The organism is Verrucomicrobiota bacterium, assembly GCA_016200005.1.
GTDB lineage: Bacteria > Verrucomicrobiota > Verrucomicrobiia > Limisphaerales > PALSA-1396 > PALSA-1396.
This window is the reverse complement of the sequence record JACQFP010000030.1, coordinates 1-12,632: the sequence shown is the minus strand read 5'-3', so window position 1 is coordinate 12,632 and position 12,632 is coordinate 1. Positions and strand designations below refer to the sequence as shown.

General features: G+C 58.1%; 10 protein-coding genes. 5 read left to right on the top strand and 5 right to left on the bottom strand.

Annotation, left to right across the window (positions count from 1 at the left end):
• Window positions 1-292: 292 nt before the first annotated feature.
• Complete coding sequence (locus tag HY298_11035) at window positions 293-514, bottom strand: hypothetical protein (protein ID MBI3850791.1); 222 nt, start codon at window positions 512-514, stop codon at window positions 293-295.
• Window positions 515-537: 23 nt separating this feature from the next.
• Window positions 538-3,627, bottom strand: a complete 3,090-nt coding sequence (gene metH / locus HY298_11030) for a methionine synthase (protein ID MBI3850790.1) — start codon at window positions 3,625-3,627, stop codon at window positions 538-540.
• Between the two features lie 1,216 nt (window positions 3,628-4,843).
• On the opposite strand from metH, the gene HY298_11025 reads away from it, so the two are divergent.
• The 3 genes from HY298_11025 to HY298_11015 all read left to right on the top strand — a co-directional run bounded on the left by HY298_11025 (window position 4,844) and on the right by HY298_11015 (window position 8,356).
• Window positions 4,844-5,125, top strand: coding sequence for a BrnT family toxin (locus HY298_11025; protein ID MBI3850789.1), 282 nt, complete (start codon window positions 4,844-4,846; stop codon window positions 5,123-5,125).
• Window positions 5,109-5,336, top strand: coding sequence for a hypothetical protein (locus HY298_11020; protein MBI3850788.1), 228 nt, complete (start codon window positions 5,109-5,111; stop codon window positions 5,334-5,336). Before HY298_11025 ends, HY298_11020 begins: the two co-directional genes overlap by 17 nt.
• Window positions 5,337-5,611: 275 nt before the next feature.
• Window positions 5,612-8,356, top strand: coding sequence for a pyruvate, phosphate dikinase (locus HY298_11015; protein MBI3850787.1), 2,745 nt, complete (start codon window positions 5,612-5,614; stop codon window positions 8,354-8,356).
• Window positions 8,357-8,425: 69 nt separating this feature from the next.
• On the opposite strand, the gene HY298_11010 is transcribed toward HY298_11015, so the two are convergent.
• The gene (locus HY298_11010; GenBank protein ID MBI3850786.1) at window positions 8,426-8,797 is read right to left on the bottom strand and encodes a response regulator; all 372 of its coding nucleotides are present in this window, start codon (window positions 8,795-8,797) and stop codon (window positions 8,426-8,428) included.
• 243 nt (window positions 8,798-9,040) lie between these two features.
• On the opposite strand from HY298_11010, the gene HY298_11005 reads away from it, so the two are divergent.
• Entirely contained in the window at window positions 9,041-9,925 is an 885-nt protein-coding gene (locus tag HY298_11005) for a phosphoenolpyruvate hydrolase family protein (GenBank protein MBI3850785.1), read from the top strand.
• A gap of 201 nt (window positions 9,926-10,126) precedes the next feature.
• Complete coding sequence (locus HY298_11000) at window positions 10,127-11,014, top strand: hypothetical protein (GenBank protein ID MBI3850784.1); 888 nt, start codon at window positions 10,127-10,129, stop codon at window positions 11,012-11,014.
• 13 nt (window positions 11,015-11,027) lie between these two features.
• On the opposite strand, the gene HY298_10995 is transcribed toward HY298_11000, so the two are convergent.
• Both HY298_10995 and HY298_10990 read right to left on the bottom strand, forming a co-directional pair.
• Entirely contained in the window at window positions 11,028-12,326 is a 1,299-nt protein-coding gene (locus tag HY298_10995) for a Tm-1-like ATP-binding domain-containing protein (GenBank protein ID MBI3850783.1), read from the bottom strand.
• Window positions 12,327-12,493: 167 nt separating this feature from the next.
• Window positions 12,494-12,632 (bottom strand): hypothetical protein (locus HY298_10990; protein ID MBI3850782.1); only part of this gene is annotated, 139 nt, incomplete at its 5' end.

Genomic DNA, 12,632 nt, shown 5'->3' with positions numbered 1-12,632 from the left:
GTGCTTGAAAGTCAGCGCACGCATTTCCTAGGTCTTCACTACAGGCAGTTTTGTCCTTTCGGAGACTGGCCTCCTCAGCAAATCAAGCCCTTGTGTCACGAAAAAAGTTGAACCACAGGTTGAATCCGCCAAGTCGGGCTATGAACACGCGCACCAGTTTGTCTCGGTAACCTCGCCTTCCTCCTCCCACTCTCCCTGAATGATTTGAGTTTCGCAGGAAACCCCGCCGAACCGCTCCCGCAATTCTATCACCGTGTCCGTCAGCAATCGTCGCGGAATCCGCTGACCATTATTAAACCGGCGCGGCAGCAGGATTTCCTAGCGTCGGTAGGTAGTGCTCATAGGTCGCCCGTCCTTTCACGCGGAAAGAAATGCCTTGCGCAGCCACCCGGCCCAAAGCTCCTTCGGGGAGCATCAGGTCGCCGTTGTCCCACGTTTTGAAGGAGAATCGGCCGATGAGGTAATCGAGCGCCTTATTCTCGGTTTCGCTGTCGTCGAATCGGACGATAACCATGACCGGACAATAAGCCTTTCGGTTCAATGTGGCAAGCCGCACGTGCAGGCCCTTTTCCCGCTTTGCAGTGTCGCTGGGAGCGGCTCGTAATTCAAATACGGTCCCAGCCACTTCTCGACTTCCAGCAACGTCATCCCTTTACGCAGATGGTAATCGAGCATCTGGTCGCGATCAATTTTACCCACGGCGAAATATTTCGATTCTGGATGGGCAAAGTAAAGTCCGCTCACGCTGCTGCCGGGCCACATGGCGAAACTTTCAGTCAGCTTGATGCCGGTGTGCTTCTCCGCATCGAGTAAATCCCAAAGTCTGCCCTTCTCAGTGTGGTCGGGACACGCGGGATAGCCCGCCGCCGGACGGATGCCGCGGTACTGTTCATCAAGCAGTTGCTCGCTGGTGAGAATCTCGGTTTTGCCGTAACCCCATTCTTCGCGAACGCGTTTGTGCAAGTACTCCGCGAACGCCTCAGCCAGACGGTCGGCCAGTGCTTCAGCCATGATGACATTGTAATCATCGTGGTCGGCTTTGAATTTCTCCACGAGCTCCTTCAATCCGTGCCCGCTCGTAACGGCGAAGGCGCCGAGATGGTCGGCGAGTTGAGACTTGAGAGTTGAAGGTTGAGAGACTTTCGGCGCAACAAAATCCGCCAGACAATAGTTTGGCTGGCCGTCGGGTTTTTCAATTTGCTGGCGCAAGAAATGAAACGTTGTCAGCACCTTGGTCCGAGATTCATCGGTGTAAAGCTCCACGTCATCGCCGACGGAATTCGCTGGGAAAAAGCCATAAACTGCCCGGGCGGTCAGCGACTTGTTGCTCACGATTGCGTCGAGCAGCTTTTGCGCGTCGGCAAAAAGTTTGCGCGCTTCTTCGCCGTGTTTTTCGTGGCTCAGTATCGCCGGGTAACGTCCGCGCAATTCCCAAGTGTGAAAGAACGGCGACCAATCGATGAACGGGACGAGGTCGGAGAGGGCGATACGTGAGGCGTGAGGCGTGAGGCGTGAGGCGTCGTCTGTCGAGAGCGCGCGCACGCCGATGAACTCCGGTTTGGGCAGGTCGCTGTAATCCAGTTTGGGCGCGCGTTGGCGGGCTTCTTCGATGGAAATCAATTTGGTCCGCTGGCCAGCGTGTTGTTGGCGGAGTTTCTCGTAATCCGTGCGAAGGGTTTGAACAAATGCCGGTTTGAGTTGCGGATTGATCAATTTGCCTACCACGCCGACGGCGCGCGAAGCATCCAGCACGTGAACCACGGCCTCGCCGTAAGCAGGGGCGATTTTCACCGAGGTGTGGGCCTTGCTCGTGGTCGCCCCGCCGATCAGCAGCGGAACAGTAAACCCTTGCCGGTCCATTTCCCTAGCCACGTGGACCATCTCATCGAGCGACGGTGTGATGAGTCCGCTCAGACCGATCAGGTCCACATTTTTCTCCCTCGCCGTCTGGAGAATTTTCTCGCACGGCACCATGACCCCGAGGTCGATGACTTCGTAGTTGTTACAACCGAGCACGACGCCGACAATGTTTTTCCCGATGTCATGTACGTCACCCCTAACCGTGGCCATGACGATGCGGCCTTGCGCCTTTACAGCCTCGCCACGTGCCGCCATCGCAGCTTTCTCGGCCTCCATGAACGGCGTGAGGTACGCCACCGCTTTTTTCATCACGCGCGCGGATTTCACAACCTGTGGCAAAAACATCTTGAATGCGCCAAACAAATCGCCGACGACGCTCATGCCGGCCATCAACGGTCCCTCAATGACCGAGAGCGGCTTGCTGTATTTCGCGCGCGCTTCCTCGGTGTCGGCTTCAATGAAAGCGTCGATGCCCTTCACCAGCGCGTGGGAGATTCGTTCCTCGACCGTGCCCTTGCGCCATTCTTCCTCGACCTTTTTATCGGCATTCGTTGTTCCGGCGCTGACGGCTTTGAGCTTTTCGCCGAACGCCACCAAACGCTCCGTCGCGTCAGGACGGCGGTTCAGCAATACGTCTTCGACCAGCTCCTTCAACTCCGGCCCAATCTCTTCATAAACTTCCAGCATCCCGGCGTTGACGATGCCCATGTCGAGTCCGGCGCGAATCGCGTGATACAAGAACGCGCTGTGCATCGCTTCGCGCACAGTGTTATTGCCGCGGAAGCTGAAGCTCACGTTGCTGATGCCGCCGCTGACCTTGGCGTGCGGCAGGTTCTCCTTGATCCATTTCGTCGCGCGGATGAAATCGACGGCGTAGTTCGCGTGTTCCTCGATGCCCGTGCCGACGGTCAGCACGTTAGGATCGAAAATGATGTCTTCGGGTGGAAAACCAATTTCCTGCGTCAGCAAATCGTAGCAACGTTTGCAGATCGAAATCTTGCGCTCCAACGTATCGGCCTGGCCGCGTTCGTCGAACGCCATCACCACCACCGCAGCGCCGTATTGCAAGACCTTGTGCGCCTGTTCAGTAAATTTCGCTTCGCCTTCCTTGAGCGAAATGGAATTCACAATGCCCTTGCCTTGAAGGCATTTCAGGCCGGCCTCAAGCACTTCCCATTTCGACGAGTCCACCATGATGGGAGACTTGGCGACTTCAGGCTCGCTCGCCAGCAGCAGCAGAAAGCGCGTCATCGCCGCGACGCCGTCAATCATCGCCTCGTCCATGCACACATCGATGATGTTCGCGCCGTTCTCTACCTGCTGTCGCGCGATGGCGACGGCCTCCTCGAATTTATTTTCCTTGATGAGCTTGGCAAACTTCGGCGAGCCGGCGACGTTGGTGCGTTCGCCGATCACAATGAACTGACCAACCTGTTGCGTGAACGGCTGTGAACCAGAGAGGCGGAGAGGGAGGGGCGGAATTGTTACCTGGAGCGCGCCCGCCTCGGGCGCAGCTTCCCGCGCCTCGCGGGAAACATCCGGGGAGCGCGCCCGCCCTCGCTCGCTGTTTTCGATGCCCTCGTCGAAAACCTCGGACGTATGGGACGGTTCCACCCGCTCGATGCTGACCGCGAGGGCGCGGTCAGCGGCAGCCGCGGGCGGCTGCGCTCCCGCAAACTCCCTTGGATGCCTGCCTTCAAGCGCCTTCGCGATGGCCGCAATGTGTTCCGGCGTGTTGCCGCAGCAACCGCCGGCGATGTTCAGCAAACCGCTTTGCGCAAATTCACCGAGATATTTCGCCATGTCTTCGGGCTTCAGATCAAAACCCGTCGGCGAGAGCGGATTTGGCAACCCCGCGTTCGGGTAGCAGGAGATGGCGACGTTCGACTTCTCCGCCAGTTCCGCCAGGTGCGGCCTGATCAAATCCGGGCCAAGTGAACAGTTCAAGCCGACCGCCATCGGGTTTACGTGCCTCACCGCGTTCCAGAACGCCTCGACGGTTTGCGCGGAGATGATCGTCTCGCCACCGCGCCCGACGGCGGCGGAAATCACGATCGGCAAAACCTTGCCGTCCCGTTCGAAGACTTCCTGAATCGCCACGAGCGCGGCCTTGGCGTTGAGCGCATCAAAAATCGTTTCGACGAGCAAGAGGTCCGCGCCGCCGGATATGAGCGCGCGAACCTGGTTTGCGTAAGCCGCCTTGACCTGATCAAACGTGCAGACGCGAAAACCTGCATCGTCGCTGTCGGGCGAATTGGACAACGCAACCGTCAGCGGCCCGATTGCGCCGGCGACGAAGCGCGGCCGGCCGGTCTGGTTCGCGATGCGGTCGGCCCAGTCGCGGCTCAGCCGGGCGGATTGCTCGTTGATTTCCCAGGCAAGATCGTTGAGGAATTTGTTTTCAATCACTCCCTGATAAAACGCCGGGTCTTTGCGCCCGCCGCGTTCACGCGGGTCGTCCACGAAGAATTCGCTCTGGCCGATGCTCGTCGCGGAAAACGTGTTCGTCTCGATGATGTCCGCCCCGGCTTCGAGAAATCGCCGGTGAATGTCGCCAATCACATCCGGTCGCGTGAGCGAGAAGAGATCACCGTTGTTCTTGAGGTCCTTCCTGGCATCCGCAAAGCGCGCCCCGCGAACGTCGTTTTCGGTCAAGCCATAATCGCGGATGGTCGTGCCCATCGCGCCGTCGAGGATGACGATGCGTTCGCGCAACAGGCGTTCCAGTTGCGCGGCACGGTTGGTTTGCTGGCCCAAGTCTTGACTCACGGGCATGACAGTAAGCCTGTATTCATTGGTTGCAAGTAAAAAATCAATGTATCCTGATATGAAGATATGAAAGTCTAGAAAGCAGGGAGAATTGATCGCCGCATGAGAACGCGACCTCGTCACACAAGCGACTCGCCGCGCGGTAGAGGAGGATTGAAGTTGTTGGAACAATTCCAGCTTGGCTTTGAGAAAGGAACCCGTCCAGACTGAGGTCATGCCGCTGAGGTTTGAATGGGACGCAAACAAGGCCAAGGGCAATCTGGCAAAGCACGACGTCAGCTTTGAAGAAGCGAGCACCGTGTTCGGCGACCCGCTTTCGCTGACCATTCCCGATCCGACACACTCGCAAGCGGAAGACCGTTTTATTCTGCTGGGACATTCGCACCAGCGGAAATTGCTAGTTGTCGTGCATACGGAACGGGGTGATAATATCCGCATCATCAGCGCCCGGCGAGCGAGCCGGCGAGAACGAAAGAGCTATGAAGAAGGCAAATAACAAGGCAACCGAGCGGGAAATGCGGGGCCAATATGATTTTTCCGGCGGCATTCGCGGCAAGTATGCCCGGCGTTATGCCGAAGGCGCGAATGTGGTTGTGCTCGAAGCGGACGTGGCAAAAGTATTCCCCAATGCCGAGGCGGTGAACGATTCGTTGCGCGCACTCGCAGGCATCATCCGTCGCCAAGGCAAGTCGTTGGCAGGCAAGTGAGGCGGCGAAGCGGATTGGGTTCGTCTGCGCTTTCCTTTCCAGCGGACCAGTGGAACGAAAAAGTTCCTCGTAGCTTTTGCGCTTGTTCTTGACTGGAACAATTCGCGTGGATTCTTGAAACTCGTGTCCGGAGCTTCGCCGTCGAAAGCCGATCACGGTTTGTTTCGCACTCAGCCGTTGACACGCGTTTGACCTTTGTTAGTCTCGCGCCTCGATTTTCGCGGAAATTCCCAACCCCGAAAGTTTTCGGGTTAACTCGATTGCACTGATTATTTATGGCCAAAACACCCAAAGCGAAGAAATACGTTTACCTTTTCGGAAATAAAATGGCCGACGGCAATGGCTCGATGAAACCGCTGCTCGGCGGCAAGGGCGCGAATCTGGCCGAGATGACGCGCATCGGTCTGCCCGTACCGCCCGGCTTCACGATCACGACCGAGGTCTGCACTTACTATTACGCCAACAAGCGCACTTATCCGAAGGCGCTCGTTCCGCAAATGGAAGCCGGCATCGCCAACATGGAACGCATTCTGAACAAGAAATTCGGCGATCTCGAACGGCCGTTGCTCGTCGCCGTCCGCTCCGGCGCGCGCGATTCCATGCCCGGCATGATGGACACGATTTTGAATCTGGGGTTGAACGATCAAACGGTGCTGGCGTTGGAACGCGCCAGCGGCAACCCGCGTTTCGCGTGGGATTGTTATCGCCGGTTCATCCAGATGTATGGCGACGTAGTGATGGGTGTGCAGAAGCGTCCGAGTGAAGACCACGATCCGTTTGAAATGGTCATCGAAAAGCTCAAGGAAGAATTGTTCCCCGGCAAGAAGCACGTCGAGGACACACGCATCAATGCCGACGGTTTGAAGGAGTTGGTCAAGCGTTTCAAGGCGCTGGTCAAGGAGCGCACGGGCAAGGAATTCCCGACCGATCCCTGGCAACAACTCATGGGCGCGGCGGGCGCGGTGTTCGGCTCGTGGATGAACGACCGTGCGATTGTTTATCGTCGCAAGTACAACATCCCGTCGGAATGGGGCACGGCGGTCAACGTGCAGGCGATGGTCTTCGGCAACACCGGCGAGCAATCCGGATCGGGCGTGGCGTTTACGCGCGATCCGGCGTCGGGCGAAAAAGTTTTCTACGGCGAATTCTTGATGAACGCGCAGGGCGAAGACGTGGTGGCCGGCGTGCGCACGCCGGAACCGGTGGCGAAACTCAAAGACCAGATGCCGCACGCGCACGCGGAACTGGAACGGGTGCGCAAAACCTTGGAGTCGCATTTCAAGGACATGCAGGATTTCGAGTTCACGATTGAGAATGGTGAATTGTTCATGCTTCAGACCCGCAATGGCAAGCGCACCGGCCTGGCCGCGGTGCGGATCGCGGTTGAAATGGTGAAGGAAAAACTCATCGACTGGCGGACGGCCATCACGCGCGTTCCCGCCGAGCAATTGGACCAAGTGCTCGCGCCGGTGTTCGACCGCGCTGCCATCAAGTCAGCGAAGGTGATTGCGCGCGGGTTGCCCGCCGGGCCGGGCGCGGCGTCGGGAAAGATTTATTTCAACGCCGAGCGCGCGGTGGAAGCAGCGCACGCGGGCCAAAAGGTCTTGTTGGTGCGCGTGGAGACTTCACCGGAAGATTTGCGCGGGATGATTGCGGCGGAGGGCATTCTCACGGCGCGCGGCGGGGTCAGTTCGCACGCGGCGCTGGTCGCGCGGCAAATGGGCAAAGTCTGCGTCTGCGGCGCGAGCGCCGTGCATGTGGATTACAACGCCAAGACGATGGAAGCCGGCGGGCAGACGTTCAACGAAGGCGATGATCTTTCCATCGACGGCACGGCGGGTGAAGTTTATGCGGGGCAGGTCAAGACCGCCGCGTCAGAAATCATCCAGGTGCTGTTGGAAAAGTCGCTCAAACCCGGCGAAAGCCAGACCTATCAGAACTACGCGCAGTTGATGAAGTGGTGTAGCAAGGTCACACGACTGTCCGTTCGCACCAACGCCGACACGCCGGAGCAGACGGCCAACGCCGTGTCGTTTGGCGCGTCGGGCATCGGCCTGTGCCGCACCGAACACATGTTCTTTGAAGGCGACCGCATTGACGCCATGCGCGAGATGATCCTGTCCGAGAAGACCGATGACCGCAAAGCCGCGCTGGCCAAGTTGCTGCCGTATCAGCGGGAGGATTTCATCGGGATGTTCGAAGCATTGAATGGATTGCCGGCGACGATCCGCTTTCTCGATCCGCCGCTGCACGAGTTTCTTCCGCACGATCACGGGGCGCAGAATCTTTTGGCGCAGAAACTGGGTTTGAACGTGGACAAGATTTCCAAGCGCGTGCACGACTTGCACGAGTTCAACCCGATGCTGGGTCATCGCGGCTGCCGGCTGGGCATCGTTTATCCTGAAATCAGCGAGATGCAGGCGCGCGCGGTGTTCGAGGCCGCCGCCGAGGTGCGCAAGAAGGGCATCAAGGTAAAACCGGAAATCATGATCCCGCTCGTCGGCTTTCCGAAAGAACTACAAGTGCAACTGGAGATCGTGCATCGCGTCGCAGCGGAAGTGGCGAAGGAGAAGAAGGCGAAATTCAATTATCTGGTAGGCACGATGATTGAGATTCCGCGCGCGGCGTTGATTGCGGACGAGATCGCCAAGGACGCGCAATTCTTCAGCTTCGGCACGAACGATCTGACACAAACAACTCTGGGCATGAGCCGCGATGACTCCGGTTCATTCCTGGGCGCGTATCAGGAATTGGAAATCGTGAAGAAGAATCCATTTGCCAGCGTGGACCAGAGCGGCGTGGGCAAGTTGATGCAAATGGCGTGTGAACTTGGGCGCAAGACCCGGCCCGACATCAAGCTCGGCATTTGTGGTGAACACGGCGGCGACCCCGACAGCGTGAAGTTTTGTCATCGGATCGGTCTGAACTATGTGAGTTGCTCGCCGTTTCGAGTGCCGATCGCGCGGCTGGCCGCGGCGCAAGCAGCATTGGAAGGGAAGCAGAGCGGAAAGAAGAAATAGTTGCTTCAGACCGGAGGATCAAAGCCGCTCCTCCGTACAAGCTGGGCGATTTCGCTTTACTCCGATTGCTCAACTTTCTCCCAGCACTTCCCTGATGGCAGTCAGGATTTGGTCGAGCGTGAAGGGTTTGGTCAGAGTGCGTCTGGCCCCGCATTGTTCCGCGATGGCCAGATGCTCTTTGGCGTCCACGCGACCGCCCCCCGACATGGCGATGATTTTTATACCGGGATAATCTCGTCGCAGTTCGACGATGGTTTCGACGCCTTCCTGGTTGGGCATGATCAGGTCCGTGAGGACAAGGTCGGCGGGTTGCTGGCGGTAGACGTTGACGGCTTCCTTGCCGTCGCGCGCCGTGAGGACTTCGTGACCGGCGCGCTTCAAGACGACCTCGAGGGTATCGCGGAAAGTATCATCATCGTCCACCACCAGAATGCGCGGCATAAATCGATTTTTCGCTAGTAGAGTGACACGGTTAATAGCCTGAACTCCGCGGGAGTGAAAGTGAAAAATGGCGAGTGCGGGAGATGCCCGCAGTCAGGGCAAAGCCAGGGTTGATCAAGCCGCGGTTTTATGCTCGTCCACACAGCAAGCGTTACGCATCACGGACCACCCTGTTCTAACTGGTTGCATTTCAAGACCGCCAAATCCAAAATGCCCCGCAATTCTTAACAACGAAACTGAACTATGCCCAACCCCTGGACTGGAAAAGGAAATCCCTACACGCGCAAGGAAGTTGTCGAACGTCTCCGCGTCACCTTGAAAAAAGGTCAGCCGATCATTGCCGCCGGCGCGGGCACGGGCATCTCGGCGAAATTCATCGAGCGCGGCGGCGCCGACCTCATCATCATCTACAACTCCGGGCGCTTTCGGATGGCGGGTCACGGCTCGACCGCCGGGTTGATGGCCTACGGCGACGCCAACGCCGTGGCGATGGAGATCGGCGAACATGAAGTGCTGCCCATCGTGGAAGAAATTCCCGTCATCTGCGGTGTCCATGCCACCGACCCGCGCCGGCGGATGTGGCACTGGCTGCTGCAAGTGAAAGACATGGGCTTCAGCGGCGTGAACAATTTTCCCACGCACTGCATCGTGGATGGACAATTCCGCCAAATCCTTGAAGAAACTGGCATGAGCGTGAAGAAGGAATTTGAAATGGTCGCGCTGGCCCGGAAGATGGATCTTTTCACCATTGTCTATGTTGGCACACCAGAGGAAGCCGCTTCGATGGCGAAGGCGGGCGCGGACGCCATCATCGCCCACGTCGGAACGACGGTCGGCGGTTCGATCGGTGTGAAAGGCGCAGCCATCAAGATGGATGAAGCGGTCAAACGGGTTCAGAACATCATCAACGGCGCCCGCAAAGTGCGGAAGGACATTATTTTCATGTCCCACGGCGGCCCGATTGCGACACCGGAAGACGCGGGCTACATCAACGAACACACCGACGCCGTTGGCTTTGTGGGCGCTTCGAGTCTGGAGCGCCTCGCCGTGGAAGAATCGCTGACCAACCTCACTCGCCGCTTCAAAACAATCCCGGTGCAAAAGTCGGCGTTGAAAAGCCTGGAGTGAGAATTGTCCGCGTAGTGTCAGTCCTCAACCTGCTTTGGTAGGAACTTTCGAAAATGCGCGAAGTGCGTCGTGATCGGAATTCAGTTTTGCGCGGTCAAGGTGTCGCCAGGCTCGACTACTGATTTCTTGACGAAAGCGCCTCAGGTTTGCTTAATGCAGCGGCTGACTGAGCGAATCCAGAGTGAGCAATTCTTAACGGGCATGAAGTACAGGGTCTATGTGGCCTTTCTTATTTGCTGCGCGGCCAGTTTGGTAGGCCGCGCAGGCGACAACTTCGCCACGCAACCGGTGGGAAGGGCGATCTGGCTGCCGGAGCCAGGCGAATTTGTGGTCACGCCGTGGTACGTTTATTCGCGCTTCACCCATTATTGGAAGGGCAACACGCGGGTAAACATGGGCCAATACGATTTCGAACTCAATGACGGGACCATGAATCTGGAGTACGGCGCGAGTCGCGACGTGGCGTTGGATTTGACGGTGGGTTACACGTCAGCGGCCACGCGGGTTTTTGATCCCAACCATCAACCTGACACCACCGAAGGCCTGATGGATACGACCTTCGGTGCGCGTTACCGTTGCGTGAACGAGCGCGAGGTGGAGTGTCCGGCTGCGCCCACCGTTACGTTGCGACTCGGAGGCATTCTTGAAGGAACTTACGATCGAAACTATCCCTTCGCGCCGGGCAAGGGCGCTTCCGGGATTGAACCCTCTTTGATGTTGAGCAAAGCCGTTGGCCCCTGGGGAACCGGGGTCTATGGCGATTTTGCCTGGCGTTGCTTCAATCGTGGTGCGCCGCAAGAGATTCTGGGCTTTGCCGGTGTGTACCAGACCATCAAATCCGTCACGATGAACTTCGGCTATCGCAACCAGGAATCGCTTTGGGGACGTGATGTCACGGTTAATGGCTTCGTGGTGGACTACTCCCCTCGCGTCCGTGAGCGCAACGAAATGCTCGAAGGCGGGGTCGGAGTGACCGACAAGGAGGGTCGCCGCTACCAGTTTTACGTCAGCGCCAATTGGGCCGGGCGCAACACCGGCGACAAGATGACTTACGGCCTCTTCATCAGCTTTCCGTTTAAAAAAGGGTAGCGAGCAACCCGCTTCAAGAACCACGCGCGGCGGGCTGTTTGCTCCGGGTCATCAGCCCCAACAGGGTGTTGGCGCACGTCTCCGCGAAAACTGCATCGTTGATCGCGCATTCCGTTTCGATGACCTCGATGTCACGCCGCAGATTTGTTTTCAGCGCGTCAAACAAGGCCTGGTCCGCGACCGGATCGTGAAACTTTTGTCCCGGCGCGCTGATGACACTGATGGCTTTGGTCGGAATCAGGACCGTGACCGGCCCTTGGGAAGCGTTCAGTTTTCCCGCGATGATCTTGCCGAGTTGGGCGCACTCTTCCGGCGTCGTTCGCATCAAGGTCACCTGTGGGTTGTGTTGATAAAAGATTCTGCCCTTGAATTTGGGCGGCACCGTTTCCGGCGGACCAAAATTCACCATGTCGAGACAGCCCGGCGTAACAATGGCGGGCACGCCGTGCCGGGCGGCGGCTTCCAGTCGCGTTGGTCCGGCGCTGAGGATGCCGCCGACCAATTCGTCCGCCCATTCAGTCGTGGTCACGTCCAATACGCCGGCCACCATCCCCGATTCGATGAGCGACTCCATCGTGCGACCGCCAGTGCCGGTGGCGTGAAACACCAGCACCTCATAACCCGCCGCCTCCAGAATTTTCTTCGCGGCCTGCACGCAGTCAGTCGTGTTGCCAAACATGCTGGCGACGATGATCGGCTTGTCTTCGTCAGGTTGGAGTTCAGCCTTCAGGCTGTCGGGTGGAACTTTGCGCTTTGGCGAACGGAAACAATCTGAAGATTGAACTCCAGCCTCCACCATTCCACAAATCGCCCCAGCCGCGCGCGCGAAAACCAACCGCGAAATGCGGTTCAATCCGGCGACATCCACAATGCTCGGGAACATCACAATATCTTTTACGCCGACGTATTGCGCGGTGTCGCCGCTGGCGAGCGTGGAGACCATCACCTTGGGAAAACCAACCGGCAGCGCGCGCATCGCCGCCGTGCCGATGGCCGTGCCACCGCCGCCGCCCAGCGAAATAACGCCGTCGATTTTTTTCTCGGCGACGAGGCGCGCTAACGCAATCGGCGCGCCTTGCGACATCGCTGCGACCGTCTCGCCGCGATCACGCCGCGCCACGAGCGCGTCGAAGTCCACGCCGGCCGCCGCCGCGATTTCGCGCCGCGTAATGTCCGGTTTGAGGATCGGTTCGCCGAGTGCGCCGACATCGATGACCACCACCTGATGTCCGCGTTGTTTGATGTGATTTGCGACAAAGGCATGTTCTTCGCCTTTAGTGTCCATCGTGCCGAGGATTGCAATGGTTGCCATAAATCGTGCGGTGACTTTAGCACGGCCATGGCCGAAAGCATGTCAAACGTTCGAGAAAAACCCTACTGATGAGAAGTGACGTCTTGGAACCTGTACGACAAATCCTGACGGTTGTGCGCCGCCGTAAGGAGGCGGACGTGACTCGATCTGCCGCCTGGAAAGTCCGCCTATCCATGAACCTCCTGGGTTTGAGTATGGAGCGCGTGGGTCAGGGAGAGCGAGAACACCGTCAGCCCCAGTTGTTTGGCTTGCCGTTGCACGCCCTTGAGCCGCTGCTGCAGATAGCGCTGTTCGTAGGTTTGGATG